The following is a 26,092-nucleotide window of genomic DNA, read 5'->3' as shown; positions in this document are numbered from 1 at the left end:
CTTGAACACGGAGCGTAAGGCTGGCCTTAGCCCCTCCCCTGTGGGGAGGGGTTGGGGAGGGGTTTTTGCCATGAGCACCCCCGTCTTCGAAATCCACCAAGGCACCTCCCCCGTCATCCTCGCCTTCCCCCATACCGGCACAGACGTGCCGCCGGCGATTTACGACCGCCTCAACGACAACGGCCGGATCCTCGCCGATACCGACTGGCACATCCACGAGCTCTACGACGGCCTGCTTTCTGGCGCCACGACGGTGCGCGCCACCTTCCACCGCTATGTGATCGACGCCAACCGCGATCCCCAGGGTGTCAGCCTCTATCCCGGCCAGAACACCACCGGTCTCGTCCCGGAAACGGACTTCGATGGCAAGGCGATCTGGAAGGATGGGCAGGCGCCCGATGCAGCCGATATTGACGCCCGGCTCAGGGATTTTCATGCGCCCTATCACGCCGCGCTTGCCGCCGAGATCGAGCGCGTCAGAACAATCCATGGCGTGGCGGTCCTCTATGATTGCCACTCGATCCGCTCGCATATTCCCTTCCTCTTCGAAGGCAAGCTGGCCGATTTCAATATCGGCACCGATATGGGCAAGACCTGCGACGGCGCCATCGAGCAGGCAACGCTCACCGTCGTCGAAGCCGCTGAAGGCTATGACAGCGTGCTCAACGGCCGCTTCAAGGGCGGCTGGACGACCCGCCATTATGGCCGGCCGGAAACCGGCGTGCATGCGATCCAGATGGAGCTCGCGCAGTCGACTCATCTCCAGACCGAGGCACCGCCCTTTGCCTACGACACCGCGAAGGCGGACCGGCTTCGCGTCCATCTCAGAGACATTCTGGTGCGCATCGAACAGATCGCACTAGAACAGGATGATTTTAGGCCGGTTCGGCCGAAAATCTGAATCCTGTTCTAAATTAAATAGTTAGAGCATGATGTTGTCCGAAAACCGCTGACACTTTTCGGCATCATGCTCTGGGCCTGAAACGATAACGATCACTCGACAGGGGAACCGCCATGAGCAATCCACGCCACAATATCCGCGAAATCCGCGCACCCCGCGGCAACGAGCTCAATGCCAAGAGCTGGATGACCGAAGCGCCGCTGCGCATGCTGATGAACAATCTCGATCCCGATGTCGCGGAAAATCCGAACGAGCTCGTCGTCTATGGCGGCATCGGCCGCGCCGCCCGCACCTGGGAGGATTTCGACCGCATCGTCGCGACGCTGAAGACGCTGACGGAAGAAGAAACGCTGCTGGTGCAATCCGGCAAGCCGGTCGGCGTCTTCCGCACCCACAAGGATGCGCCGCGGGTACTGATCGCCAATTCCAACCTCGTGCCGCATTGGGCGACCTGGGATCATTTCAACGAGCTGGATAAGAAGGGCCTTGCCATGTACGGCCAGATGACGGCCGGCTCGTGGATCTATATCGGCACGCAGGGCATCGTACAGGGCACCTACGAGACCTTCGTCGAGGCCGGCCGCCAGCATTATGGCGGCAATCTCAAGGGCAAATGGATCCTGACCGGCGGCCTCGGCGGCATGGGCGGCGCCCAGCCGCTCGCCGCCGTCATGGCCGGCGCCTGCTGCCTCGCCGTCGAATGCAATCCGGATTCGATCGATTTCCGCCTGCGCACCCGCTACCTCGACGCCAAGGCCGAGACGCTCGACGAAGCGCTTGAGATGATCGACCGCTGGACCAAATCAGGTGAAGCCAAATCCGTCGGCCTGCTCGGCAATGCCGCCGAAATCCTGCCGGAAATGGTCCGGCGCGGCATCCGCCCCGATATCGTCACCGACCAGACCTCGGCGCACGACCCGATCAACGGCTACCTGCCGAAGGGCTGGACGATGGCCGAGTGGAAGGCAAAGCGCGAGAGCGATCCGAAGGCTGTCGAAAAGGCGGCGCGCGCCTCGATGCGCGAGCATGTCGAGGCGATGATCGCCTTCTGGGATGCCGGCATTCCGACGCTCGACTACGGCAACAATATCCGCCAGGTCGCCAAGGACGAGGGCCTCGAAAACGCCTTCGCCTTCCCGGGCTTCGTGCCGGCCTATATCCGGCCGCTGTTCTGCCGCGGCATCGGCCCCTTCCGCTGGGCGGCCCTGTCGGGCAATCCCGAGGATATCTACAAGACCGACGCCAAGGTGAAGGAACTGCTGCCCGACAACAAGCACCTGCACAACTGGCTCGATATGGCCAGGGAGCGCATCGCCTTCCAGGGCCTGCCGGCGCGCATCTGCTGGGTCGGCCTCGGCGACCGTCACCGCCTGGCTCTGGCCTTCAATGAAATGGTCAGGAATGGCGAGCTTTCGGCCCCGATCGTCATCGGCCGCGACCACCTCGACTCCGGTTCGGTCGCCTCGCCGAACCGCGAAACCGAAGCGATGAAGGACGGCTCGGACGCCGTCTCCGACTGGCCGCTGCTGAACGCTTTGCTCAACACCGCCTCGGGCGCCACCTGGGTGTCGCTGCATCACGGCGGCGGCGTCGGCATGGGCTTCTCCCAGCATTCGGGCGTCGTCATCTGCGCCGATGGCACCGATGATGCGGCCAAGCGTCTCGAGCGGGTGCTCTGGAACGACCCGGCGACCGGCGTCATGCGCCACGCCGATGCCGGCTACGACATCGCCCTCGACTGCGCGAGGGAAAAGGGCCTGCGCCTGCCCGGCATTCTCGGGAACTGAGCCTCATGCGGATCCTGCGTGCCGGCGATCATAAGCGCATGCCGTGGAAAAACGGTGGCGGCGAAACGGTGGAGATCGCCGTTTCGCCCGAAGAGGCCGGCCTTGCCGGTTTCGACTGGCGCGTCAGCATGGCGACCGTCGCAGCCGACGGACCGTTCTCGAGCTTTCCCGGCATAGACCGCACGCTGGCGATCCTCGACGGCAACGGCATGGTGCTCGACATCGAAGGCAGTACGCACGTGCTGCTGACGGTGGCGAGCGATCCGCTGGCCTTCCCGGCCGATATCCCGGTCACGGCAAAACTGCAGGACGGCGCGATCACCGATCTCAACGTCATGACCCGCCGCGACGGGCTAGCCCATAGGCTCGTCCGCATCGAAATTGCCGGCGGCAAGACGGTGCCGCTGACGTCATCGACATGCCTGCTGCTCTGCCACCGCGGCACCCTGTCGTTCCGGCAGGGCGACGAGACCGGCGCGCTCGCGGCCGGCGATGCGCTGCTGATCGAGAATCAAGCGGAAAGCGCGCTTGAAATCGACGGTGAAGCCGAATGTTATCTCGTCTCGATCGCCGCACGCTAATCCCAACGCAACGCCTTGGAAAGATTTGATAATTGCGAAATAGTTCCGGCATTCGCATCGGCTATTTCCATGTCGGGCCATGGACGTCATTCGTGCTTTCGGTCTAAACTTCGCCTTTCTGATGCAGAAGAAGACCTAGACTGCCCGCGAGACCAGGGCAGCAGGGGAGCAGGCGTGACGGATCCATACGATATTCTCGGCGTTGAACGCGATGCGGACGAAGCGCAATTGAAGGCAGCCTATCGGAAGCTCGCGAAGGTCGCCCACCCGGATTCGGGCGGCGATTCGCAAGCCTTCGACAATCTGCAGAAGGCCTATGCGCTGCTTCTCGATCCGGTCCGCCGCAAGGTTTACGACGATACCGGCTACGACGTCGAATTCGCCGACGCAGCCGAATTGCAGGCGCTTGTCATGATCGAGAAGCTCGTCACCGATGCGGTGCTCGACGAGCGGGCGCCGGGAAGTTTCGATCCCGTCGCCGTCATGCAGGACAGCCTTTCGGAGGAACTGCGGAAAGCGCGCTTCAGCAAGAGCGAGCTGGAGCGCCATGCCTCGCGCATCGGGCTGCATCTGGAGCGACTCGCCAAACAGTCCGGCCGCGACGTGCTCGCCCATATGTTCCGCGCCCGCATCGAGGCGATCGCCAAGGCGGTGGCCGAAACCGAAGCGAAGATCAAGGCGACGGAACGCGCCGCCGACATGCTGAGCGGCTATGTCTACGACATCGACCCGACGCCGCTGCCGGAAGCGTCGATCACCAACATCGAATGGGCCGAGGCACCGAGAAACCGCTCCGCCGGCTGACGGCCTGCAGCCTCAATAGGACAGCTTCGGATACCAGTCCGGCGCCCGGCCTTCGGGCGTGGCATCGAGCACGGTCCAGAGCGGCATCAGATCGGGCGCGCCGCGCGGATCTTCGCCGGGATCGGCCGCCGCCTCGCCCATCTCCTCGCTCCAGAAATGACGGATGGTGCCATCGCGCCGTGTGAAGACATTGAAGGCGGCGCCATCGCTGCCATCCTTGCCGATCGCGTGATAATCGCGGCTGTATTCATCGGTCATATCCGAATAGAGCGGCAGGTGATGCCAGCCGCGCTCCTTCTTGAATGCGAGTAGCCTTTCGATCGGCGAGCGGGCGACGACGGCAAGCGCCACGCGCTGCTGCATATCGGGCACTTCGCCATCCCAGGCCGACAGCAGCGAGGTGCACATCGGACATGGGCGCTCGCGTTCACGCCCGTACATGTAACTGTAGACGACCAGCGTGTCCTTGTCGGCGAAGAGCTCGCTGAAGCTTATCGGCCCGTCGGCGCCTGAGAAGCGGTAGTCTTTCGTCACCGCGCCGCCCGGCGGCAGCGCCCGGCGCTGTACCGCCACGCGTTCGATGTGGCGGCGCAATTCGATCTCTTCGGCGAGCAGCGTATCGCGGGCGATGCGATATTCCTCGCTCTCGTTGGGAAACCTTACGCCGTTCTTTGCCGCAAGCACGGCGGCGGGGACGAAATTCTGATTATTCATATTCATATCCTCCTACGGTTGCCTGAGAACGTGCTGACCTGCAGCACATCGTTAAGATGACGATCGGCGGATGCGAAAGTCGACAGTGCGGCGCGAAAAGCGGCGGAAGAAAAATTCCCACTTCGGAATCCCGAAATTCCCCCGCTTCGGGATTCCGAAATGCGCGGGCTTTTTTGCCCCGCCGCGTCGGAAAAATATGTAATGATTTCAGTCCCGCAGCTAATTTCGGGATTCCGAAGTGCTATATAGATTTTGGTGGGAGTTCCTCAAGATCGCCTAGCTTCGAAGCGAGACCTTGTGAATGTCCGAAAGCAAAAAGGGCGCTCGACCCTTGCGGGGAGCGCCCTTATCCTGTCGGACAGCAAAGGGTTCGACAACGTCGATACCCCAAGCATCCGTTTTTCAGGCAGGGCTGGTATATGCGCCCTTTGCGTCGCGGTTTCAAGGGCCGATCTGCATCATAGTTTTGCGATCCCCTAAAAGGCGACGCCGGTCACCGGGTTGACCACCGGCCGTTCGCTCTTGTCCCCTTCCCCGGCCGGCTGCACGGCCGGCGGCGCCATCGAACCTGAGTCAGCAGGCTCAGGTTTCTCGGGGACGGCGGCGACATCCTTGGGACGGCGCTGCTCCGGCTTTACGTTTTCGTCGTTCGTTGACATTGTCTGTCTCCTTTCCAGGAACAAGTCACGGGCGTCGACATGGTTCCGATGGCGGATGGAGGATTGCCGATGCTTGACAGGTTTCTGATGCAAGGCCCCGAGGATGCGCGCTTCACCATCCTGCTTGCGCATGGCGCCGGCGCGCCGATGGATTCGGCGTCGATGACGGCCGCGGCGGACGCGCTTGCCGATGTCGGCTTCCGCGTTGCCCGTTTTGAATTCGCCTATATGGCCGCCCGCCGCACCGGAATCCGCAAGCCGCCGCCGCGCGCCGAAACGCTTGATCCCGAATATGAGGCGGCGATTGCCGCGCTCGGCGCAGAAGGCCCCCTCATCATCGGCGGCAAGTCGATGGGCGGCCGGGTCGCGAGCATGGTCGCCGACGATCTCCATGACAAGGGGAAGATCGCCGGCCTCCTCTGCCTCGGTTATCCCTTCCATCCGCCCGGCCAGCCGGACAAGCTGCGCACCGGCCATCTCAAGGGGCTGGCGACACCCGCGCTGATCTGCCAGGGAACGCGCGATGAATTCGGCACCCGCGACGAGGTGCCGGGCTACGATCTCTCCGACCGGATCGAAATCCTCTGGCTCGAGGATGGCGACCACGACCTCAAGCCGCGCAAGAAAATCTCCGGCTTCTCGGCTGCCGATCACCTCGCCACGATGGCGCAGGCGGCCAAGGCCTGGGCCGAGCGGTTGCCAGTTTAAGCGCCGGCTTTTGGCTGCCGTCGCCGGCTTGCAAGCTTCCTGACGTCGATGCGCCGATCGGCCGCGAAAACGGTGATTTCGAAGTGATCGGCCTGCAGCACATCGCGAATGTTGCGCGGCCGATGCGCGGCGATATTCACCCCGCCCCGCAGCCGCACACTGTCATAGAGGATGCCGGCGCCGCCGCTCGAACGCACCTCTTCGCCCAGCACCTGCGACGCCGCATAGCTCGCGCCGTCATAGACATCGGGCCGCAATGTCTGCTCGCCGCGAATGTCGAGATAGTCGCCGATCAGAGCGGCCGCATAGCTTCGGTAGGTGCGCGCCATCGTCGCCACGCCGCGGGCGACGGTCTCGCGCCGGAGATGATGGCCGACCTCGGCGGCGGCTGTCTTCAGATTGTCGGCGGCATACCAGGCGCCGAGATCGGGGCCGTTGAAACGCATGCCGCCCGGCGCGACATGCAGGAACGCCGCCATCACGATGCTGGCATTCGGACTGCCGTAAACCCATTCATCCCTCGCAAGCCGCTGGATGCGGTCGGCGACAAGCCGATCGTTGGTCCAGCCGACCAGTTCCATCACGGCTTCGAGATCGGCCGCCCGCGTCACCGTGTCGAATAGCCCGATCGGCGGAAATTGCGATGGGATCAGCCGGTAGGACGGCCGCGGCGCCTCGGCAAAACGCTCGCTCACCGGAAGACGATGTCCGCGTCTTCGTACGGCGTGAAGGCCTCGTCGAGCCTGTTCGGCGGCATGTAGAGGCCGCCGCGGGCGCCATCGAGGAACCGACGCACGGTCATCAACCCGTCCTGGGTTCCGTTGGTGACGATATCGAGCGGCGGATGGCCGCCGAACACCGGCGCCTCGTGCGGCGTGCGCATCCAGGCGACGCCGGCGCGTTCGTCGGAAAACAGCACGCCGAGCGCCTGATGGATGCCGAATACTGCGGAGATCCGGGTCAGCGTATCGACATCGAGCGTGAAAGCCCCGTGCTCGCGCGCCTGCTTGGCCCAGCTGTGATAGGTCGAGCGGGAGGGGTAGCCGAGCACGAGCAGGCGCTGCTCTTCGTTCAAGCCCCAGAGATCGGCGATCGCCAGAAAGGTCCGCAAGGCCGGCGGGCTCAGCCGCCGTCGGTTTGCCGGCGCAAACCGCTCCGTTTCCAGCCGTTCCGGCTCCTGTTCTCTGCGTCGCGCCTGCTGCATCGTGTTCTCCTGTCCTGAACTAGATTTAGTCCAAATCTGGGCATTCAGCAAGCGAATTTGAAGAGGGAAGGTCAGGAAAGCTCCCGCGCCGCCTCGCGGATCGTCTGCACCAGAAATCGATTGCAGTGCCGACGGCACGGCATCGGCGCGCATCGTCAGCCCGACCGGCCCCTTGGTCTCGGCGGTATCGACCGGCAGAAGCGCCAGCCGCCCGTCGGAGACATCGCCGGCCACGACGCCGTTGGAAATAATCCAGATCGCATCGCTTGCCCTGAGGAAAGCGCGGCCGAAGGCATCCGACACCGTCTCGATCTGGTTCGGCAGGCTGGAGACGCCGTTGGCGATGAGGAAATTTTCGACAACCGGCCGGATGATCGAACCGCGCGTCGGCATCAGTACCGTATAGTCGCTGAAGGCTGAGAACAGCGACTGGCGGCCGTCAAGCAGCGGATGGCCGGCGCGCACGGCAAACACCACCTGTTCGGAATAAAGATGCTCGAAGGAAAAGCCGGCCATCTTTTCGGCGCCGGCCAGGCGCCCGACGACCAGATCGAGGTCGCCGACGCGAAGCTCTTCCAAGAGCACCGCGTTCTCACCGGTGACGATCTTCACCCGGCTCCAGGTTTTCTCCCTGAGAAAGAGCTCCATCGCCCGCGGCATGATGCGCGATGAGACCGTCGGCAGGGCGCCGATCCGGATCGGCGGCGCATCGGCGAACTGTTCCTGCGAGACGGAATCGAGACCCTGGCGCAGCGCCGTCAGCGCCGCCCCGGCATGCCGCAGGAAAACCTCGCCATAGCGGGTGATCTTGATGCCGCGGCCGTCGCGCTCGAAGACGTCGACGCCCAGCACCTGCTCCAGTTCGCGGATCGTCTTCGTCACCGCCGGCTGGCTGACATGCAGCAATTCGGCCGCCTTCATCACGCTCTTCTGCCGCGCCACCTCGACAAAGGTCTGCAGATGGCGAAACTTGATGCGGCTGTCGATCATCGACCACATAACTCCTGGGTTATCGAAAAGCCAGAAAATATCATTTTACTTAACCGGATCAACCGGTCAGTTTTATTATTAGGAGTAGGTGCTGCTGGGTGGTTTCCGCACGGCGGGTTTGTCGAGAAAGCCAACCCACTTTCCGTTATCCTCGGGCTTGACCCGAGGATCCATGCCGCGGGCTGCCGGTGGATGCCGCGTGGATGCTCGCTCAAGGCCGAGCATGACGGAGGGCGGAGAGACCGACGGAGCCATTCTCGGCGTGGGTATTCGTGTCGAAACGCGCTTCGCCAGCGGAACCAAACCATGCCGGCCCTCGGCCGAGCTAACGTGATGAGGACGTGACGTGCAATTCGCCCGCATAAACGACGTGACGATTCATTATCAGGTCATCGGCGCGCCCGCCGACCGGCCGGTGATCGTCTTCATCAATTCGCTCGGAACGGATTTCCGCATCTGGCGCGACGTCGTGGTGCGGCTTGCCGGCGACTTCGCCATCATTCTTTACGACAAGCGCGGCCACGGCCTTTCCGATGTCGGCCAGCTCCCCGCGTCGATCGAGGACCATGCGACTGATCTCGCCGGCCTGCTCGATCTGCTCTCGGTGAAGGACGCCGTCATTTGCGGCCTCTCCGTCGGCGGCCTTATTGCCCAGTCGCTCCATCAGCGGCGGCGGGATCTCGTGCGCGCCCTCATCCTCAGCGACACCGCCCCTAAGATCGGCACAGCGGAAAGCTGGAATGCCCGCATCGCCGCGGTTGAGAAAAACGGCATCGGCAGCATCGTCGACAGCATCATGGAGCGCTGGTTCACGCCTGCCTTCCGCCGGCCCGAAAACACCGCTTATTCAGGCTATTGCAACATGCTGTCGCGCCAGCCGGTCGAAGGTTATATCGCCGCTTGCGAAGCGATCCGGGATGCCGATTTCACCGAAGCGGCCAAGAGGATCGCGGTCCCGACGATCTGCATCGTCGGCGACCAGGACGGTTCGACGCCGCCCGATCTCGTGCTTGCGACCGCCAAGCTGATTCCGGGCGCCCGTTACGAGGTCATCCCGGACTGCGCCCATATCCCCTGCGTCGAGCAGCCGGAAGCGCTGACGGCGATCATCCGCGCCTTCCTCACATCGATTTCGCCTGGAGAAAGCAGCCCATGAACGAGCCTCCCTCCGAACGCTTCCGGCAGGGCATGGCGACCCGCCGCGCCGTGCTCGGCGACGCCCATGTCGACCGTGCCGCCGCGACCGCCACGGAGTTCGACCGGCCCTTTCAGGAGCTGATCACCGAAGCCGCCTGGGGCCATGTCTGGTCGCGTCCTGTCCTGACCAAGCGAGAGCGCTCGATCGTCACCATCGCGCTGCTGGCGGCGCTCGGCCAGGACGATGAGGTCGCCATGCATGTGCGCGCCAGCGCCAATACCGGAGCGACCCGCGAGGATATATGCGAGGCGCTCCTGCATGTGGCGATCTATGCCGGCGTTCCCGCCGCCAACCATGCGATCAAGATCGCCAAGCAGACCTTTGCACAAATGGACGCCGAGCAGGCGGCCTGAGGGGGAAACATGTCCGAATTGGTCAATCGCAAGCCGGAGACCGGCGCCTTCTTCGCCCGCGACCGCGCCTGGCATGCGCCGGCGCTGACGCCCGGCTACAAGACCTCGGTGCTGCGCGCGCCGCAGCGCGCCCTGCTGTCGCTCGACGGCACGATCTCCGAAACGACAGGTCCGGTCTTCGGCCATTCGATGATCGGCGAGCTCGACAACGACCTGATCCTGAATTATGCGCGCCCCGGCGAAAGCGCCATCGGCGAACGCATCATCGTCCACGGCCGCGTGCTCGACGAGCGGGCAAAGCCGGTTGCCGGCGCCCTCGTCGAGTTCTGGCAGGCCAATGCCGGCGGGCGCTATCGCCACAAGAAGGAAAGCTATCTGGCGGCGATCGACCCGAATTTCGGCGGCTGCGGCCGCGCGATCACCGACGAGGAAGGCCGCTATCATTTCCGCACAGTGCGGCCCGGCGCCTATCCCTGGCCGAACGGCGTCAACGACTGGCGTCCCGCCCATATCCATTTCTCGATCTTCGGCCACGGCTTTGCCCAGCGGCTGATCACCCAGATGTATTTCGAGGGCGACCCGATGATCTGGAAATGTCCGATCGTCGGCACCATCCCGGACAAGGCGGCGATCGAGCAGTTGATCGCGCCGCTCGACTGGGGCAACACCATTCCGATGGATTCACGCGCCTATAAATTCGATATCGTGCTGCGCGGCCGTCGCTCGACGATGTTCGAAAACAGGCTGGAGGGCAACTGACCATGCAGCAGCTCGGCTATCTCAAGGAAACCCCGTCGCAGACGGCCGGCCCTTATGTCCATATCGGCCTGACACCGAATTTCTGCGACATAACAGGCGTCTACGACAGCGATCTCGGCGTGGCGATGGTCAACGACAAGACGCTCGGCGAACGCATCACCGTCACCGGCCGCATCTTCGACGGCGCCGGCGCCCTGGTGCGCGACGCCGTCGTCGAGATCTGGCAGGCCGACAGCGCCGGCCTCTACAACAGCCCCTCGGAAATGCGCGGCGCCGCCGACCCGAATTTCACCGGCTGGGGCCGCTGCCCGACCCGCGCCGAAGACGGCGTCTATAGCTTCGAGACCGTCAAGCCCGGCCGGGTCCCTTTCAAGGACGGCCGCAGACAAGCCCCGCACATCACCGTCTGGATCGTCGCCCGCGGCATCAATATCGGCCTGCAGACGCGCATGTATTTCCCGGAGGAGGCCGAGGCCAATGCCGCCGACCCGCTGCTATCGCGCATCGAACATCGCGAACGCGTCGCCACGATGATCGCCACCCGCGACGGAGCGACGTGTCATTTCGACATCCGTTTGCAGGGTCCTGACGAAACGGTGTTTTTGGATATTTGAGGGGTTGGCAATGGCTTATCCATGAGGTTCAGTGCAAGTAGCCCCCTCACCCTGGCCTCTCCCCGTGGGGGAGAGGGGAACAGTGCCCCAAATCCACTCCCCTCGGGGGCCCGAAGGACGGCAGCCGGATGAGGGGGCCACAGCCAAAAACGAGCAGACCATGACCGCATCGCCCTTCGACCACCCCTTCCTCTCCGGCCTCGTCGGCGACGATGAAATCGCATCCTATTTTTCCGCCGAAGCCGATCTCCGCGCCATGGCCGCCTTCGAGGCCGCGCTCGCCAAGGCCGAAGCCGATCACGCCGTCATCCCCGCCGAAGCGGCAAGAAGGATCGCCGAAACCTGCGCCGGCTTTTCTCCGGATCTGGCCAGTCTTCGCGCCGCAACGGCGCGCGATGGCGTCGTCGTGCCCGATTTCATCAAGCAGCTGCGCGCCGCGGTCGGCGAGGAAGCGGCCAGAAACCTGCATCTCGGGGCCACCAGCCAGGATGTCATCGACACCAGCCTGATGATCCGGCTGAAGGCGGTGGTCTTCCTGTTTGCCGGCCGGCTTTCCGCCATCGTCTCCGGCCTCGATGCGCTCGAGCGCCGGTTCGGCGGCAATAGTCTGATGGGCCATACCCGCATGCAGGCGGCAATCCCGATCACCGCCGCCGACCGTCTCGCTGCCTGGCGCGCGCCGCTGACGACCTATCGCGACCGCCTGACCGAGCAGAATTTCCCCGTCCAGTTCGGCGGCGCGGCCGGCACCCTCGACAAGCTCGGGCCGCAGGCCGCAGCCGTGCGCGCCTCGCTCGCCCAGGAGCTCGGCCTCACCGACATCGGCCAATGGCAGAGCACGCGCCTTGTGATCGCCGATATATCCGGCCTGTTCGCCTCGATCTCGGGCAGCCTCGGCAAGATCGGCCAGGATATCGCCCTGCTCGCCCAGGCGGGCCGCGAGATCGAAATTGCAGGCGGCGGCACCTCTTCGGCGATGGCGCACAAGCAGAATCCCGTCGCCGCCGAAATCCTGGTCTCGCTCGCCCGCTTCAATGCCACGGCGCTCTCCGGCATCCACCAGTCGCTCGTCCATGAACAGGAACGCTCGGGTGCCGCCTGGACGCTCGAATGGCTGCTGCTGCCGCAAATGGCCATGGCAACGGCCGCCTCGCTGCGGCTCGCCGGAGAACTCATAGGAAATATCAAGAGACTCGGAACTGCGTGACGCGGCATCGACAACAGCCAGCATAGGGCGAGTATTCTGTCGCCCGGCGCGGCAATTGTTTTTTCGATCGCGCGCAACCATCTAATAGGCATGACTTGCGGAAAACGCCCGCCTCGAGCAGCCCATTTACCGAAAACCAACCATACTGGGTTGCTTTCCGACGCGAAAGCCGATTGCTTAGGAGAATATACTTCTTCTTCCGCTAGCGGTTAGGAGAGTGAAAGGGGGCGCAGGCAAACCCTTGGAATTCTGCTGCTTCGCATCGGGATAAACTATGATTACGATGGCGATGCGGGAAGGCCGGTTTGAAAAACGATGACGACAGAACAGTTTCAGATAAAATTTTGGGGCGTCCGCGGCAGCATTCCCGTATCGGGCCCCGAATTCGACCGCTACGGCGGTAACACGTCCTGCATCGAAATTCGCTGCGGAAACCATCGGATGCTTTTTGACGCAGGCTCCGGCCTACGCGAGGCCGGGCTGTCATTGCTCGCCGACGGCGTCAGCGACGTCGATCTCTTCTTCAGCCACTGCCATTACGACCACATCATCGGGCTGCCCTTCTTCAAGGCGATCTACTATCCCTCGATCAACGTCAACATCTGGTCGGGCCATCTCGACGGTAAGATGAGCACACGGGAAATGGTCGAGCAGTTCATCAGCCCGCCCTGGTTCCCCGTCAAGACCGACATCTGTCAGGCGACGATGAACTTCCGCGATTTCCATGCCGGTCAGGTTCTGACCCCGCATGAGGGCATCGAAATCAGGACCTTCACGCTGAACCATCCGGGCGGCGCCATCGGCTATCGCATCGAGTGGCAGGGCCGTTCGATCGCTCTGATCTACGACATCGAGCATATCCCCGGCACTTACGATCCGGTCTCGCTGGAAATGATGCGCGACGCCGATCTCGTCGTCTACGACTGCACCTACAATGAAGACGAGATGCAGCGTTTCAAGGGCTTTGGCCATTCGACCTGGCAACACGGCACCGAGCTCGCAAAAATGGCCGGCGCCAAGCGCTTCGCCCTGTTCCACCACGCCCCCTCCCGCACGGACGAGCAGCTGGCGCAGATGGAAGCGCAGGCCGAGGCCGCCTTCCCCGGCGCCTTCGCTGCGCGCGACAATCAGACCGTGGTGATCTGACCGCTGCCGAACCGCTCCTTGTCGGCGCCAAGGCAAGTTGAAGACGCCTTGGTCCTTCGCCGCCCGCGCGCCTGCGCTTTCCTGACGGAACAGTAGCCGGGCCTGACCGTTTCCCCGGCAGCGCAAGATCGATGAAGCGGGGATCAGCCATGACCGTGTTATCAGGACAATGCCTTTGCGGGCAGGTGCAACTTTCTGTTCGAGGCGACCCCTTGCGCGTCGGCATTTGTCATTGCACCGATTGCAGGAAGGAGAGCGGCTCGGCCTTCACCTTCTATGGAATCTGGCCCGCCGGCCAGTTCGAATATTCCGGAGAAACCGGCGAGTTCCACGGCCGGCGTTTTTGCACCGGCTGCGGCTCGCGGCTGTTTTCCGCCGATGAGGAAGAGGCGGAAATCAAGCTCGGCATCCTGTCCGAAGCCCCGACGCCGCTCGTGCCGCGTTACGAACTCTGGATCAAGCGCCGCGAACCGTGGCTGCGGCCGGTCGAGGGCGCCGAGCAGCACGAGGAAGATCGCAGGTGAACGGCCACGTCGAAAACCCTCCCGTCGCCGCGCTCGTCCGGCATCGCCGCACCACCGTCGCTGGCATCGAGACCTTCTATCGCGAGGCCGGTCCGCCGGACGCGCCTGTCCTGCTGCTGCCGCACGGCTATCCCTGCTCGTCCTATGAGTTTCGCAATCTGATGCCGCGCCTTGCCGATCGCTGGCGGCTGATCGCTCCGGATTTCCCGGGCGCAGGCTACAGCGGCACGCCTGATGATTTCGACTACAGTTTCGATGGTTACGCCGCCTGGCTGGAGTCCTTCGTCGGCGCGGTCGATGTCGGCCGCTTCGCCCTCTATCTCCATGATTTCGGCTCGCCGATCGGTGCCCGGCTGGCGATCAGAGCGCCGCGGCGCGTCGTGGCGCTCATCATCCAGAACGGCGACATCCCCTACGAGGATGCGCTCGGACCGAAATATGCGGATATCGAGGCGACGTGGAGCCTACCGCCCGCAGAGATGAGGAAGGCGCTGGCGGAAGCGATCAACGAGAAGACGTTCAAGGAGGAATTCCTCAACGACCTGCCACCGCCTCTTGCCGATGCCATCCCGCCGGACCTCTGGACGCTGCACTGGTCATTGATGACGCCACAGCGCAAGCAAATCGCCATCGATCTGATCGCCGGTCTCAGGGAAAACCGCACCTGGTTTCCCGAGCACCGCAAATATCTCCGGGACTTCCAGCCGCCGACCCTGATCGTCTCGGGGCCGAACGACCACTACATGCCGGAAAAGTCGGCACGCGCCTATCTCCGCGATCTGCCGGACGCCGAACTGCATCTGCTCGGCGGCGGACACTGGCTGCTCGAGACCCACCTCGACGAGGTCGCCGCCCTCATGCGGGACTTTCTCGGACGCGTTCACGCCGCCTGATTACGCTCGCAGAAGTGCAGGCGCCGGCGACCAGCGGACGGCGGGGTGTCGGGCCGTCTGCTCGAATAGGGCCGACAGGAAATCCCAGGCGGCCGCGTCATGCACGAGATGATGGGTGAGAACACCGATCGGCTCGTCGCTGCCGGCAAACCGGTCGCCAAGCTCGGCCACCAGTTCGGCAACCAGTTCCCCTTCGCTGCGGCCGCCGCGTGTGCCATGCCAGTCAATAATGTCGACATGGGTGTTGAGAAGCGGCATCGGCCCGTCCCGCTTTGCCCGCCCGTAGACCGAAAGCGCTGCAAAGCCGAGATCGGGCAGAGCAGGGATGAGGGCGGCGTGGATCCGGTTCCACGGCGGCACCAGGATCGGCACAAAGCGGGCGGGATGCAGCCGCTGCAGCAGCCGAAACCCGTCGCGCAATTCACCGAGAACGACGTCCGCCGGCCGCTCGCTGCCGAGTTCCTGTTTTTTGCGCTCACGCCCGGCATGATTGGTGTGAGACCAGCCATGCACCGCGATGGCGACGGACGCTTCCTCCGCCAGCCGCGCGGCCAATGTTTCGCCGGTGAGACCGGGAATGACGGCGAGCGTCAACGGAATGTCGTACCGACCGGTCAGCGCCAGCAGCGTCTCCAGATCAGGCGTCGGCTCGACGGCATCGTCATCGCGCAGCCAGAACCGCGCCGCGCGGCCGGCGGCCTGCCAGCGGTCAAGCTCGCGGCGCAGCGGCTCCCAGCTCTTGCCTTCGCTCATTCTCCTGCTCCTGTTCCGGCGCTTTCGCGCAAAATCCCGTCCAAGGCGCGCGCAGCCGTCGCAAGCGAACGCTGATCGAACACGAAGCGCCGTGCCGCCTGCCCCATCACCTCACGCTTCTCACCGTCGTCGAGCAGGACGGCCACCGCCGCGGCATAAGCGGCAACGTCTCCATCCGGCGTCAAAAGACCGGTGACGCCTGCCTCGACGACGGCGGGCACGCCTGCCGTTGCCTGCGCGACCACAGGCAAGCCGGCCGCCTGCGCCTCCAGATAGGCAAGCCCGTAAGCCTCGCCGCAACCGGGCCAGACATAGAGGCCGCCGCGCCCCAGCAATCCGGCAATCTCGGCAGCACCCAGCGCGCCGAACCATTCCACGCGCGGGGAAAAGTCGGCAAACAGCGCCTGCACCTCCTGCCGCATCGGCCCGTCGCCGGCGATGGAAAGGCTCCATGGCCTGTCCTCGATCAGCCGCAATGCTTTTGCAAGCATCGCATAACTCTCCATCTTGTCCCCTGCCCGCATCATCGCCACCGTCACCAGCCGGCGCGGATCCGGCCTGGGTGGCAGCGCTTCGAAGAGCGCCGGATCGATGAAGGGATTCAGGCTGGCGAGCCGCGCCGCCGGAAAGGCGGCGGAAAGGCCGGCCCGGTCGCGCTCGGTGAAGCAGATATTCACCGCCGCCTGCAAGACCGCCTCGCCCACACGCTTCTGCTGCGCCGCCCAGCCGGTCCCGTCCCGCTTTGCCGCATAGGAGGCCTCGGCTGTGACATAGGGAATGGCGAATTCGGCCGATATCGCAGGCCCGAAGGGATCGGGCGATTTATAATAGGGATGGTAGCAGAACCAGAGCTCGGGGCGCGGCGCCGATTGCCAGTTCAGCCTGAGCCGCTCATCTTCGGCGCGGATGGCGGGCTCGAGCGCGACTGCCGCCTCCGGCGTTGCGGCATAGCTGCGGAATTCGGAGACGACCTCGACCGCGTGCCCGGCAAGCTCCAGCGCCCGGATCAGCAGCCGCGCCATCAGCCGATCGCCCGACGGCACCGGATGGTTCGGTGATTTCATCGGCGCGTAGAAAGCCACCCGCATGCGGCATCCCTCATAAGACAGACTGTTTCCAAATCGGCGCTCGCGGCCGGGCGAAAAATTCCGCTATTGTCCCTTTCCCTAAAACTTGCGCATAAGCATATGGAATGTGATCGCGCTCGAAGCAATTCCGCCTTTTTTGCAATCTCTATGGGCCTGCGGTTCCATCGACAAGAACGGGAATGAATGACGACGGCCTCAGCCACAGGGATTTTTTCGGAGCGCGCGATCAGACGGGCGAGGCTTGGTTCCGGCCTCGTCATTTTCATTTTCGTCCTGCTGCATTTGTCGAACCATGCGCTCGGGCTGATTTCGCTCGCCGCCGCCGACAAGGCCCGCCACCTTTTCCTCGCCATCTGGCGCAATCCCGCCGGCACCGCGGTGTTTTACGCCTCGGTGCTGATCCATATGGGGCTGGTGCTGCGCGCCATCTACATGCGCCGCAGCCTGGTCATGCCGAAGGGCGAAACGGCGCAGATCGTGCTCGGCCTGCTGATCCCGCTGCTTCTCATCGACCATGTCATCGGCACCCGCATCGCCCATGAACTCTATGGCTATATCGACGATTACCAGACGGTCGTCGAGCAGTTCTGGATCAAGAACCCGGCGAACGGCGCACGCCAGGTGCTGGGCGTCATCGCCGTCTGGTTCCATGGCTGCATCGGCCTCCATTTCTGGCTGCGCTACCGACCGTGGTATGCGGGCGCCGCGCCGCTGCTGCTTGCGCTGGCGATCCTCGTGCCGGTGCTCTCGATCCTCGGTTTCGTTGAGATGGGCCGCACCCTTGCCGATCCCTCCTATCAGCTGACGACCAATCCCTACGAGGTCAACCTCAACGCCCACTATCTCCACGACCCTGAGGTTCGCGCCCGGATCGCCACGGTCCGGGCCGGGCTCTACGGCGCTTTCTCGGCCTCGCTGCTCCTCGTCGTCGTCGCCCGCGCCCGGCGCCGGCTGAAGGAGCGCCTCGACCAGGTGGCGGTGCATTATCCGGGCGGCGAGGTGATCCGCGTGCCGCGCGGCTTCACGGTGCTGGAAGCAAGCCGGCTCGGCGGCCTGCCGCATTACTCCGTCTGCGGCGGCAAGGGCCAATGTTCCACCTGCCGCGTGCAGATCCTCGGCGACTATGAAAGCCTGCCCGCGCCCGACAAGATGGAACAGACGACGCTCAGGCGCATCAATGCCGGCCCCGACGTTCGGCTCGCCTGCCAGCTGCGCCCGGACCGCGACGTGGCGGTCGCCCCACTTCTGGTGCCGGCGGTCGAAACCGCCCTTCCCGCCAACAGCCAGGAGACCAGCCCGGGGCGCGAACGCGAGATCGCCGTGCTCTTCGTCGATATCCGCCATTTCACCACGCTGACGGAAACGCGCCTGCCCTTCGACGTCGTCTTCCTGCTGAACCGCTATTTCGCCATCATCGGCAAGGCGGTGGAGCAGGCGGGCGGGCGGCTCGACAAGTTCATCGGCGACGGCGCCATGGCGCTCTTCGGCCTCGGCACCGCGCCGGAGGAAGCCTGCCGCCAGGCGCTTAACGCCGCTGCGGCGATCGTCGGCGAGATCGAGAAACTCGCCGCCGAACTGGCCGAGGAGCTGGCGCTGCCGCTGCGTATCGCAATCGGCATCCACACCGGCCCGGCCGTCGTCGGCACGATGGGCTACGGCCGGGTGCGCAGCATGACGGCGATCGGCGATACCGTGAACGTCGCAAGCCGGCTGGAAAGTGCCGCCAAGGAGTTCGAAGCGGCAATCGTCATCTCCGAGCCGGTGGCGAAGCTCGCCGGCGCCGACCTTTCCGGCATAGAAAGCCGCCAAATCAGCGTGCGCGGCCGGGCGCTACCCTTGAAAGTCTATGTCATTCCGAGAGAGAAAGCGGCAGAACCGCTCGAAGGAAAAGACTGATGCCCGGCAAGCCCTGGCTCACCGCCAAATATTGGAGCCGCCGCCTGCGCAAGGCGCGCAATGCCGCCGCCTCGCGCTTTTTCGACACCCGCTTCGGCCGCCGCCTGCTGATCGAAAATATCGGCCCGCGCGTCGTCTCAATGACGGTCGATGCCGGCGATCATCTGATGACCTTTTCGCCGGCCGACTATATCGGCCGCAAGGTCTTCCGGAAGGGTCATTTCGAGCGCGACGCCGTCGACCGGCTGGTCGTCATCCTGCGCGAGCGCGGCCTGCTTCGAAAGGAGGCGACGCTGCTCGAGATCGGCGGCAATATCGGCACCCAGACCGCCTATTTCGCCTTGAGCGGCACTTACGCCCAGATCGTCAGCATCGAGCCCGACCCGCGCAATTTCCCGCTCCTTGCCCTCAACATCCGCCAGAACCGGCTGGAAGAGAAAGTACGGCTCGTCAATTGCGCCGCCGGCGAGCGCCAAGGCGAGATCGACTTTTTCCTCAATCGCAACAATCACGGCAAGAGCAGCGCCATTCGCCAAAGTGCGACCGACACGAAGATCAGCGTGCCGGTAAAGCCGGTATCCGAGATCCTTGCCGACCTGGCGATCGACCCGGCCGCCATCGGCCTCGTCTGGATGGATATCGAGGGTTACGAGCCGGTCGCCTGCCGCTCGATGCAGCCGCTGCTTGCCCGCCGTGTGCCGCTCCACATGGAGTTCACGCCGCTGTTCTATGGACCTGAGGGCACGAGAGCCTTCATCTCAATGCTTGCCGGTTATTATGAGGATTGCCTCGTCCTCTTCGAGGACCGCGAGGAGGAGATGAAAGTGCGGGATCTGCCGGGGAATTCGATCAGTATAACGTGCTGTTTTTGCCGTAAAGGCAGCCTTGTGCGGGCACGCCTTCCATTGCACGAGAGCGGAGTCTGGCGTCAGCCGGCGTTCTCAACCTGACGCCGGCTGCAAGAATGAGGCGCCGGCCACCTTCTTCTCCGCCGGCTTCGATGCGGACGTGAATTCCGCATCATGCTTGCCACCACTCGGCTTTTTCCAAAATGACCTTCCGCATCACTTTGTGTTTGTCGGGAGCCCGGATCTCAATAGTTTTGCCTTTCTTTCCCTTTTTTACCGCTTCACAAACTGCAAACACCGCCGAGAGCACTGGCTCGTGGATAGGATCCGACATTCCAAGAATGGTTGCAGCTTTGATTGCCGATTCTGGCGTCATCTTGAAACCGCATGAAGATTTCGACACCTCACGAAAGAACATGGCTGCGGCCATGCGATCTCCGGCCTGAGCGTGACCTGTAGCAGAAAGAATAAGCGCCAATGTGCCTAAAATCCGTAATTTCATTGCAATATCCCTAATTTAGAATCTGCGGTGCAATACAAACCTGCGAATTCTGAAGTCAGTTTTGCTGCCCTCAAAACCACAACTCTTCAGAATTCGACCAATAGGCGGGAATCTACCATCCCATCACTTCGAGCGACAAACCGGCAGCAGGCCCGCGTGGATGGGCACGCTCTAGGCAAATACCTCTGCGCGCGCTTCGGGACTCAACGGGTCCGATCCGAACTTGTTAGGCCCTTTGGTGCCCGGAAGCAGGGAAATAACAATCGTCACAGGGGCTGTGAGGAACATGGCATAGGGAATAAAGCTCAGGGCAAACAGCGCGAGATACCACCAACCGGAAATGTTGCGATCATGGAAGCGGCGAACCTGCAGGGATATCAGCGGCAAAAGCATTGCGAGCGTGAACAACATCCAGATGACCACGGTATAATGAGCCGGTGACGGGGCTCCGCCGCCACTGGTTAGGAAGGCGAGCACAGTGGCCAGAATTGCAAGCGGGAACAGCGCCAGCACATAGAAGAGCCCAAACCACCAATATTCAGAGCGGGAGGCTCTGCCAGAAAAGGTTGCGTATTTCTGCTTCAGTACTGTTCGAACAGCTTCAGTAAATCTCATTGAAATGCCCCCGAGTTCCCATTGCGGCAAGCGTCGCAAGATCTCACGCCGGCTTTGCCACTATAATTCCGATGGACACAGCTACAATTCAAACGCAAAGATTGCAAGAAGTCTGCATCCTTCAAACACCGCTATATCAAAAGCACAACGCTCCGTCCCCATCAGGCGGCGGAGCCGAGTGACGGTGGGGGATCTGCCTGGGCGCACTCGGTCAACCGACGCGCCGCCGTAGCACCTAACCGGCAGACTGCATCACCAGCGACTGATGGCAATGCACGCCGGCGAGCACGCCGGAGGCCGAGGCAAGCGTGCCGCTATGCATGGAGCTTGCCGCATCGCCGGCGGCGAAGACGCCCGTGATGCTGGTCTCCTTGTTTTCGCCGATCCGGATGACCGGCCCGAACATACCGTCGTCGAAGGCGCAGCCGAGTTGTTCGGCAATGGGGCTTGCCATCGCCGTTTTCGGCGCGACGAAGATGGCGTCGAGCGGCGCGATGCGGCCATCGGCGAGGCGCACTGCCTCGAGTTTCGGACTATCGCCCAGCAATTCCACGACCGGGCTGTGTTCGATGCGCACCCCGCGGGCCGTCAGCCGCGCCAGCTGCTCTTCATCGGGCTCGAACTGCGCCTGGGTGAAAAAGGTGGTCGCGCCCCAGTCCGGGATCATCATGGCCGAATGCGCCGAGTGCTGATGGTTTGCAAGGACGCCAAGCTCGCCGCCGCTCACCTCATAACCATGGCAATAGGGGCAGTGCAGCACCGAGCGCCCCCAGCGGTCTCCGAGGCCGGCAATCTCGGGCAGCGTGTCGCTGACGCCGGTTGCGAGAATGAGTCGGCGAGCGCGTTCTTCGCCGCCGCCTTCGATGCCGACGATGAATTGGTCATCCTGCTTCTGCGCGTGGACGACCTTGCCGTCGCGCAACGTGATGTTCGGATAAAGCGAAAGCTGTCTCTTCCCCTCCTCCATGATCGCCGCCGGTGCCCGGCCGTCCTGGCCGAGAAAACCGTGCGCGGCCTGCGAAAATCGGTTTCGCGGCATGCCCGCATCGATGAGCAGAACCCGCCGTCGCGCCCGGGCAAGCTGCATGGCAGCCGACAGGCCGGCAAAATTGCCGCCGATGACGATGACTTCGTAAGACATGCTGTCACTCCTTCGGTGTTGTGTTTTCATGAATCAACATAAGTTACATGAAAGGGCACGGTCAAGCGTCACGTCACTTGCGTTGTTACAGATGGCCTGCGATAATCACCCGCTCGTTCGACAGGATGGAACAATGCGCAACGACAGCCGCCTTTCCCGCATGCTGCACGTGCTGATCCACATGGATCGGCACGTGCATTCGGCGACCTCCGGAATGATTGCGAAGATGCTGAACACCAATCCCGTCGTCGTCCGCCGCACCATGGCCGGCCTTCGCGAACGGGGTTATGTCAGCTCCGAAAAGGGCCACGGCGGCGGCTGGACCTTGGTGCGTCCCTTGTCTGAGATCACCCTGCTCGACATCTACAACGCCCTTGGCGAGCCGCACCTCTTCGCCATCGGCCCCGCCGACGATCAGCCGCAATGCCTTGTCGAACAGGCGGTGAATAGCGCGCTGGCAGATGCGATGCTGGAGGCCAAGGCGCTGCTGCTGAGGCGGCTGGGCAGTGTGACTCTCAAGCAAATCGCGGACGAGTTCGAGGCAAAACTGGAAGCCCGCTCGGCTGCGGCTAATTCCTGCGCCTCGTGAGGGATTAACTCCTCCAAAAGAGGAATAACTGCCACTTCAAATCGCGACAGCGGCCGATGCCGCAATCCCCGCCCAATCGCTTACGTCCTCCGATAGAGGAAATACCGCCCTTCCTTGATCCCCTCCGGCAGCGGCAGCGCCACCAACTCCGGATGCTCAAGCGGCAGGCCGCTGACCGCGATGCCGTTATGAGCGAGCACGCCGGCGATCAGCTGCGGCAGCCAGGTCAGTGTCACGGCGTCGATCTCGTCGTGGCCGGTGCCGATATCGGCATGGGCGAGCGCTGCGCCGATGCCGAGGAAGGCCTGGCCGGAGTTCGCGGATATTGCCGGTCACCATATCTTGCGGCTCCGGCGTCGAGGCCGAATAGGAGCGGACCTCCCAGTCGAAGGCGATGATGCGGCGGTCGGGGAAATGCTCGCGCAGATGGTCATAGGTGCGGCCGTTGCCGAGGCCGAACTCCAGCACCGGGCCGTCGATTTCGGCGACCAGATCGGTGATCGCGTTCAAAATATCGCGCTGGGCCGTCAACCGGCGAATGAAGCTGTCGAGGCGGCTCATCTAAATCCGTATCCGTCATGAAATCGTGAGCGCGTGCTAACACTGAAACCTTGCCAAGTCGATTGCCGTAAATGGGAATTGGCGTTGCAGCACCAACATAGGTCTGTGCTAAGGTCGATGACATGGAAACCGTGACCGACGAAGAATTCTTTGCCGCCGTGCCGCTCTTCAGCGCCTTCGAGGGCGTGACCGATGCCGCCAACTACCGGCCGCTGCCGGATGGCTGGGTGCTGGCGCTTGCCGATATCGTCGGCTCGACCCAGGCGATCGCCGGCGGCCGTTACAAGGACGTCAACATGGCGGGCGCCAGCGTCATTTCGGCTGTGTTGAACGCCGTCGGCAAGGGCGACTATCCCTTCGTCTTCGGCGGCGACGGCGCGCTGATCGCGCTTCCGGGCGCGCTCGAGACGACGGCCCGCGAAGCGCTTGCCGCCGTGCAGGTCTGGGTCGAGGAGGATCTCGGCCTGATGCTGCGCGTCGCCATCGTTCCGGTTGCCGATACCCGCGCGGAGGGGCTCGATGTGCGCGTCGCGCGTTACTCGGCAAGCCCCTATGTCACCTATGCGATGTTCTGGGGCGGCGGCACCAGCTGGGCGGAGCGGCAGATGAAGCAGGGCCATTACGGTATAGAGCGCGCGGCCCCGGGAACACGGCCCGATCTCGCCGGCCTTTCCTGCCGCTGGAGCCCGATCGACGCGCAGAACGGCGAGATCGTCTCGATCATCGCGGTTCCCGGTGAAGGCCGGCCGGGCGAAGAATTCCGCGACCTGGTCAACGGCATCGTCGCCATCACCGGCGAGCAGAACTGCGGCAGCCATCCGGTGCCGGCCGGCGGCCCGGACTTCGCCTTCTCGCTGCACGGCATCAATCGCGAGGCCAAGGCCACAGCGCCGGCCGGCCGGCGACTACGCCAGAAGCTGATCATCTTCCTGCAGCTCGCCATCACCGTCGTCTGCTACAAGCTCGGCATTCCGCTCGGCCGGTTCGATGCGCGCCGCTACAAAAGCGACGTCGCCGGCAATTCCGATTTCCGCAAGTTCGACGACGGGCTGAAGATGACGGTCGATGTCGATGCCGAGCACCTGAAACGCATCGAGACGCTGCTGGAAGCAGCGCGGGCAAAGGGCATTGCCCGCTACGGCCTGCATCGGCAGGCCTCGGCGCTGATGACCTGCTTCGTGCCGACGCCGATTTCGCGCGACCATATGCATTTCATCGACGGCGCGTCAGGTGGTTATGCGGTGGCCGCGAGCCGGATGACCGGCAAGGCGCTTTCTACTGCGCCGTCAGTCATTTGAGGTGAAAGACGGAGTCATAGCAACTTCATCATCTCCCTTGCGAAGCTGTTCGATACTTTCGCGCAGTCGAGCGGAGTTGGCAGGCGTCGAGAGCAGGTGCAGCGTTTCCCGCATACTCTCGTATTCGCCTTCGGCGATTAAGACTATTGCTTCCGATCCTCGACGGGTCACGGTCAGAGGAGCCCGAGAGGAGAGGGCCTGATCGAAATAGGATGCAATGTTCTTCCGGAACTCGCTCAACCGAACGCGTGGCATCGAGATCCCTCTGTTAAGCTATGGCCCTCACGCCTTGATGACGTGATCGGCCGAAAGGCCGAGCCGGTTGAAGACGTTGCGGGTGTCGATGATCAGCGCCGCGCTTTTTGCAAGCGCCGCATAATCCACGCTGTCATGGTCGGTCGCCACCAACACCGCATCGTAGCCGGAAACGGCGTCCGGCGTCAGCGCCACCGATTTGCGGCCCTTCAGGGCCTGGTGTTCTCGCGTTGGCGGGATCTCGGCGACGAAGGGGTCGTGATAGTCGGCCCGGCCGCCGCGCTCTTCGATGATCTCGATCAGCCGCAGCGACGGGCTTTCTCTGATATCGGCGACGTTCTTCTTGTAGGCGAGCCCGAGCACCAGCACCTTGCTGCGGCTCAGCGCCTTGCCGGCGCGGATGTCGAGCGCTTCTGCAAGCTTGCCGACGACATAACGCGGCATTGCCGAATTGATCTCGCCGGCAAGCTCGATGAAGCGGGTTGGCAGCTCGTATTCGCGCGATTTCCAGGTGAGGTAGAAGGGATCGATCGGAATGCAATGGCCGCCTAGGCCGGGACCTGGATAGAAGGCCATGTAGCCGAAAGGCTTGGTCTTGGCCGCCTCGATCACCTCCCAGACGTCGATGCCCATCGCCGCGTAGACGGTCTTCAGCTCGTTGACGAGGGCGATGTTGACCGAGCGGAAGATGTTTTCGGTAAGCTTCACCGCCTCGGCCGTCGCATTCGAGGAAACAGGAACGACGGTCGATACCGCCGCGCCATAAAAGGCCTTCATCAGCGCCAGCGCCTCGGGCCCGTCGCCGGCGACGACCTTCGGGATGGTGGCGGTGTGATAATGCTGGTTGCCGGGATCCTCGCGCTCCGGCGAAAAGCCGACGAAGAAATCCACGCCGGATTTCAGGCCGGTGCCTTCGAGAATGACCTTCACCACGTCGTCGGTCGTGCCGGGATAGGTGGTCGATTCCAGCGCGACAAGCTGGCCGGCACGCAAATGCGCGGCGATCGAACGCGAGGTCGCCTCGACGAAGGAAAGGTCGGGATCGCGGTGCTTGGTGAGCGGCGTCGGCACGCAGATGATGATGACGTCGCAGGCGGCCAGACCGGCGAAATCGGTCGTCGCCTCGAACCGGCCTGCATCGATCTCGGCCGCAAGGGCTGCATCGCTGACGGCATCGATATAGGAGCGGCGGGCATCGAGCGCCACCATCTTGGAAGGGTCGATGTCGAAGCCGGTGACCGCAAAGCCGCTACGCGCAACGGCGATCGCCAGCGGCAGGCCGACATAGCCGAGCCCGATAACGCCGGCGCGCGCCGCGCGGGTTTCGATCTTCTGCAAAAGCGTGTCGAAGGTGGAGGTAGCCAAGGCGGGATCTCTCAAACTGGAAAATAAGGAAGCTGATCTAATGCATGATCGCAGTGAATTAAACCCGGGCGTGGATCTTCCACCTCCCACCCAGCAGGCGCTGCTCCCGACCGGTGGATGCGGTTTCGGTCGGTTATAT

The 26,092-nt window shown here is 63.3% G+C and carries 27 protein-coding genes and 3 pseudogenes; 17 read left to right on the top strand and 13 right to left on the bottom strand.

Features of this window, described 5'->3' with window-relative positions:
• Nucleotides 1–70: 70 nt before the first annotated feature.
• The 4 genes from hutG (at nucleotide 71) to MHI61_RS05255 (ending at nucleotide 4,073) form a co-directional block, all read left to right on the top strand.
• Nucleotides 71–901: an N-formylglutamate deformylase gene (gene hutG, locus MHI61_RS05270; RefSeq protein ID WP_239789488.1), complete on the top strand. Its 831-nt coding sequence runs from the start codon at nucleotides 71–73 to the stop codon at nucleotides 899–901.
• Nucleotides 902–1,014: 113 nt separating this feature from the next.
• On the top strand, nucleotides 1,015–2,688 hold the full coding sequence (gene hutU, locus MHI61_RS05265) for a urocanate hydratase (protein ID WP_239789486.1): 1,674 nt from the start codon (nucleotides 1,015–1,017) through the stop codon (nucleotides 2,686–2,688).
• Between the two features lie 5 nt (nucleotides 2,689–2,693).
• Nucleotides 2,694–3,269 (top strand): HutD family protein, encoded by a 576-nt coding sequence (locus tag MHI61_RS05260; protein WP_239789485.1) that lies wholly within the window; start codon nucleotides 2,694–2,696, stop codon nucleotides 3,267–3,269.
• Between the two features lie 174 nt (nucleotides 3,270–3,443).
• The gene (locus MHI61_RS05255) at nucleotides 3,444–4,073 is read left to right on the top strand and encodes a J domain-containing protein (RefSeq protein ID WP_239789484.1); all 630 of its coding nucleotides are present in this window, start codon (nucleotides 3,444–3,446) and stop codon (nucleotides 4,071–4,073) included.
• Between the two features lie 12 nt (nucleotides 4,074–4,085).
• Here the strand turns inward: MHI61_RS05255 and MHI61_RS05250 are convergent, their stop codons facing one another.
• The gene (locus MHI61_RS05250) at nucleotides 4,086–4,787 is read right to left on the bottom strand and encodes a DUF899 family protein (protein ID WP_239789482.1); all 702 of its coding nucleotides are present in this window, start codon (nucleotides 4,785–4,787) and stop codon (nucleotides 4,086–4,088) included.
• 476 nt (nucleotides 4,788–5,263) lie between these two features.
• On the bottom strand, nucleotides 5,264–5,446 hold the full coding sequence (locus tag MHI61_RS05245; RefSeq protein ID WP_183843930.1) for a hypothetical protein: 183 nt from the start codon (nucleotides 5,444–5,446) through the stop codon (nucleotides 5,264–5,266).
• A 69-nt stretch (nucleotides 5,447–5,515) separates the two neighbouring features.
• Here MHI61_RS05245 and MHI61_RS05240 point away from each other — a divergent pair, with 69 nt between their 5' ends.
• Entirely contained in the window at nucleotides 5,516–6,154 is a 639-nt protein-coding gene (locus MHI61_RS05240; protein WP_239789481.1) for an alpha/beta family hydrolase, read from the top strand.
• On the opposite strand, the gene MHI61_RS05235 is transcribed toward MHI61_RS05240, so the two are convergent.
• The 3 genes and pseudogenes from MHI61_RS05235 to pcaQ form a co-directional block, all read right to left on the bottom strand.
• A complete protein-coding gene (locus tag MHI61_RS05235; RefSeq protein ID WP_239789479.1) occupies nucleotides 6,151–6,849 on the bottom strand; it encodes an RES family NAD+ phosphorylase in 699 nt (232 codons plus the stop codon). The genes MHI61_RS05240 and MHI61_RS05235 overlap by 4 nt on opposite strands.
• Entirely contained in the window at nucleotides 6,846–7,358 is a 513-nt protein-coding gene (locus MHI61_RS32595) for an MbcA/ParS/Xre antitoxin family protein (protein WP_275593067.1), read from the bottom strand. The genes MHI61_RS05235 and MHI61_RS32595 overlap by 4 nt, the downstream gene beginning before the upstream one ends.
• A gap of 71 nt (nucleotides 7,359–7,429) precedes the next feature.
• Nucleotides 7,430–8,348 (bottom strand): annotated as a pseudogene (pcaQ, locus tag MHI61_RS05225) (pca operon transcription factor PcaQ).
• Nucleotides 8,349–8,694: 346 nt separating this feature from the next.
• Between pcaQ and pcaD the strand changes: the two are divergent.
• From pcaD to MHI61_RS05185, 8 genes are all read left to right on the top strand, one after another.
• Nucleotides 8,695–9,504 carry a 3-oxoadipate enol-lactonase gene (gene pcaD / locus MHI61_RS05220; RefSeq protein ID WP_239789478.1) on the top strand — a complete coding sequence of 270 codons (810 nt, stop codon included), beginning with the start codon at nucleotides 8,695–8,697 and terminating at the stop codon, nucleotides 9,502–9,504.
• Nucleotides 9,501–9,899 (top strand): 4-carboxymuconolactone decarboxylase, encoded by a 399-nt coding sequence (gene pcaC / locus MHI61_RS05215; protein ID WP_239789477.1) that lies wholly within the window; start codon nucleotides 9,501–9,503, stop codon nucleotides 9,897–9,899. Before pcaD ends, pcaC begins: the two co-directional genes overlap by 4 nt.
• A 9-nt stretch (nucleotides 9,900–9,908) precedes the next feature.
• Nucleotides 9,909–10,658, top strand: a complete 750-nt coding sequence (pcaH, locus tag MHI61_RS05210) for a protocatechuate 3,4-dioxygenase subunit beta (protein WP_016736534.1) — start codon at nucleotides 9,909–9,911, stop codon at nucleotides 10,656–10,658.
• 2 nt (nucleotides 10,659–10,660) lie between these two features.
• Nucleotides 10,661–11,272 carry a protocatechuate 3,4-dioxygenase subunit alpha gene (pcaG, locus tag MHI61_RS05205; RefSeq protein WP_239789476.1) on the top strand — a complete coding sequence of 204 codons (612 nt, stop codon included), beginning with the start codon at nucleotides 10,661–10,663 and terminating at the stop codon, nucleotides 11,270–11,272.
• Between the two features lie 160 nt (nucleotides 11,273–11,432).
• The gene (locus tag MHI61_RS05200; RefSeq protein ID WP_239789474.1) at nucleotides 11,433–12,479 is read left to right on the top strand and encodes a 3-carboxy-cis,cis-muconate cycloisomerase; all 1,047 of its coding nucleotides are present in this window, start codon (nucleotides 11,433–11,435) and stop codon (nucleotides 12,477–12,479) included.
• Nucleotides 12,480–12,794: 315 nt separating this feature from the next.
• Nucleotides 12,795–13,625, top strand: coding sequence for an MBL fold metallo-hydrolase (locus MHI61_RS05195; RefSeq protein ID WP_097606641.1), 831 nt, complete (start codon nucleotides 12,795–12,797; stop codon nucleotides 13,623–13,625).
• A gap of 149 nt (nucleotides 13,626–13,774) precedes the next feature.
• Nucleotides 13,775–14,149, top strand: coding sequence for a GFA family protein (locus tag MHI61_RS05190; protein ID WP_239789472.1), 375 nt, complete (start codon nucleotides 13,775–13,777; stop codon nucleotides 14,147–14,149).
• Nucleotides 14,146–15,042: an alpha/beta hydrolase gene (locus tag MHI61_RS05185; protein ID WP_239789471.1), complete on the top strand. Its 897-nt coding sequence runs from the start codon at nucleotides 14,146–14,148 to the stop codon at nucleotides 15,040–15,042. The genes MHI61_RS05190 and MHI61_RS05185 overlap by 4 nt, the downstream gene beginning before the upstream one ends.
• Here MHI61_RS05185 and MHI61_RS05180 read toward each other — a convergent pair whose 3' ends face one another.
• Together MHI61_RS05180 and MHI61_RS05175 are read right to left on the bottom strand one after the other, a co-directional pair.
• Complete coding sequence (locus tag MHI61_RS05180) at nucleotides 15,043–15,795, bottom strand: polysaccharide deacetylase family protein (RefSeq protein ID WP_239789469.1); 753 nt, start codon at nucleotides 15,793–15,795, stop codon at nucleotides 15,043–15,045.
• The gene (locus MHI61_RS05175) at nucleotides 15,792–16,883 is read right to left on the bottom strand and encodes a glycosyltransferase family 4 protein (RefSeq protein ID WP_239789468.1); all 1,092 of its coding nucleotides are present in this window, start codon (nucleotides 16,881–16,883) and stop codon (nucleotides 15,792–15,794) included. The genes MHI61_RS05180 and MHI61_RS05175 overlap by 4 nt, the downstream gene beginning before the upstream one ends.
• 183 nt (nucleotides 16,884–17,066) lie before the next feature.
• Here MHI61_RS05175 and MHI61_RS05170 point away from each other — a divergent pair, with 183 nt between their 5' ends.
• Nucleotides 17,067–18,779 carry an adenylate/guanylate cyclase domain-containing protein gene (locus MHI61_RS05170; RefSeq protein WP_239789466.1) on the top strand — a complete coding sequence of 571 codons (1,713 nt, stop codon included), beginning with the start codon at nucleotides 17,067–17,069 and terminating at the stop codon, nucleotides 18,777–18,779.
• Nucleotides 18,779–19,656: pseudogene (locus tag MHI61_RS05165) on the top strand (FkbM family methyltransferase). The gene MHI61_RS05170 and the pseudogene MHI61_RS05165 overlap by 1 nt, the downstream one beginning before the upstream one ends.
• A 143-nt stretch (nucleotides 19,657–19,799) precedes the next feature.
• Here MHI61_RS05165 and MHI61_RS05160 read toward each other — a convergent pair.
• From MHI61_RS05160 to MHI61_RS05150, 3 genes are all read right to left on the bottom strand, one after another.
• On the bottom strand, nucleotides 19,800–20,129 hold the full coding sequence (locus tag MHI61_RS05160; protein ID WP_239789464.1) for a hypothetical protein: 330 nt from the start codon (nucleotides 20,127–20,129) through the stop codon (nucleotides 19,800–19,802).
• Between the two features lie 171 nt (nucleotides 20,130–20,300).
• Nucleotides 20,301–20,744 carry a DUF805 domain-containing protein gene (locus MHI61_RS05155; protein ID WP_239789463.1) on the bottom strand — a complete coding sequence of 148 codons (444 nt, stop codon included), beginning with the start codon at nucleotides 20,742–20,744 and terminating at the stop codon, nucleotides 20,301–20,303.
• 235 nt (nucleotides 20,745–20,979) lie between these two features.
• Nucleotides 20,980–21,885, bottom strand: coding sequence for an NAD(P)/FAD-dependent oxidoreductase (locus MHI61_RS05150; RefSeq protein ID WP_239789462.1), 906 nt, complete (start codon nucleotides 21,883–21,885; stop codon nucleotides 20,980–20,982).
• A 133-nt stretch (nucleotides 21,886–22,018) separates the two neighbouring features.
• Between MHI61_RS05150 and MHI61_RS05145 the strand changes: the two genes are divergently transcribed.
• Complete coding sequence (locus MHI61_RS05145) at nucleotides 22,019–22,474, top strand: Rrf2 family transcriptional regulator (RefSeq protein ID WP_239789461.1); 456 nt, start codon at nucleotides 22,019–22,021, stop codon at nucleotides 22,472–22,474.
• 80 nt (nucleotides 22,475–22,554) lie between these two features.
• On the opposite strand, the pseudogene MHI61_RS05140 reads toward MHI61_RS05145, so the two are convergent.
• A pseudogene (locus MHI61_RS05140) lies at nucleotides 22,555–23,035 on the bottom strand (class I SAM-dependent methyltransferase).
• A gap of 122 nt (nucleotides 23,036–23,157) precedes the next feature.
• Between MHI61_RS05140 and MHI61_RS05135 the strand changes: the two are divergent.
• Nucleotides 23,158–24,333 carry a DUF3095 domain-containing protein gene (locus MHI61_RS05135; RefSeq protein WP_239789460.1) on the top strand — a complete coding sequence of 392 codons (1,176 nt, stop codon included), beginning with the start codon at nucleotides 23,158–23,160 and terminating at the stop codon, nucleotides 24,331–24,333.
• Here the strand turns inward: MHI61_RS05135 and MHI61_RS05130 are convergent.
• Together MHI61_RS05130 and MHI61_RS05125 are read right to left on the bottom strand one after the other, a co-directional pair.
• Entirely contained in the window at nucleotides 24,322–24,588 is a 267-nt protein-coding gene (locus tag MHI61_RS05130; RefSeq protein ID WP_222140646.1) for a type II toxin-antitoxin system Phd/YefM family antitoxin, read from the bottom strand. The genes MHI61_RS05135 and MHI61_RS05130 overlap by 12 nt on opposite strands.
• Before the next feature lie 27 nt (nucleotides 24,589–24,615).
• Nucleotides 24,616–25,953, bottom strand: coding sequence for a nucleotide sugar dehydrogenase (locus tag MHI61_RS05125; RefSeq protein ID WP_239789459.1), 1,338 nt, complete (start codon nucleotides 25,951–25,953; stop codon nucleotides 24,616–24,618).
• Nucleotides 25,954–26,092: the final 139 nt, after the last annotated feature.

Source organism: Rhizobium sp. K102 (assembly GCF_022385315.1).
GTDB classification, from domain to species: Bacteria; Pseudomonadota; Alphaproteobacteria; order Rhizobiales; family Rhizobiaceae; genus Rhizobium; species Rhizobium croatiense.
The sequence above is the reverse complement of the archived record's forward strand: the minus strand, read 5'-3'. Positions and strand labels throughout refer to the sequence as shown.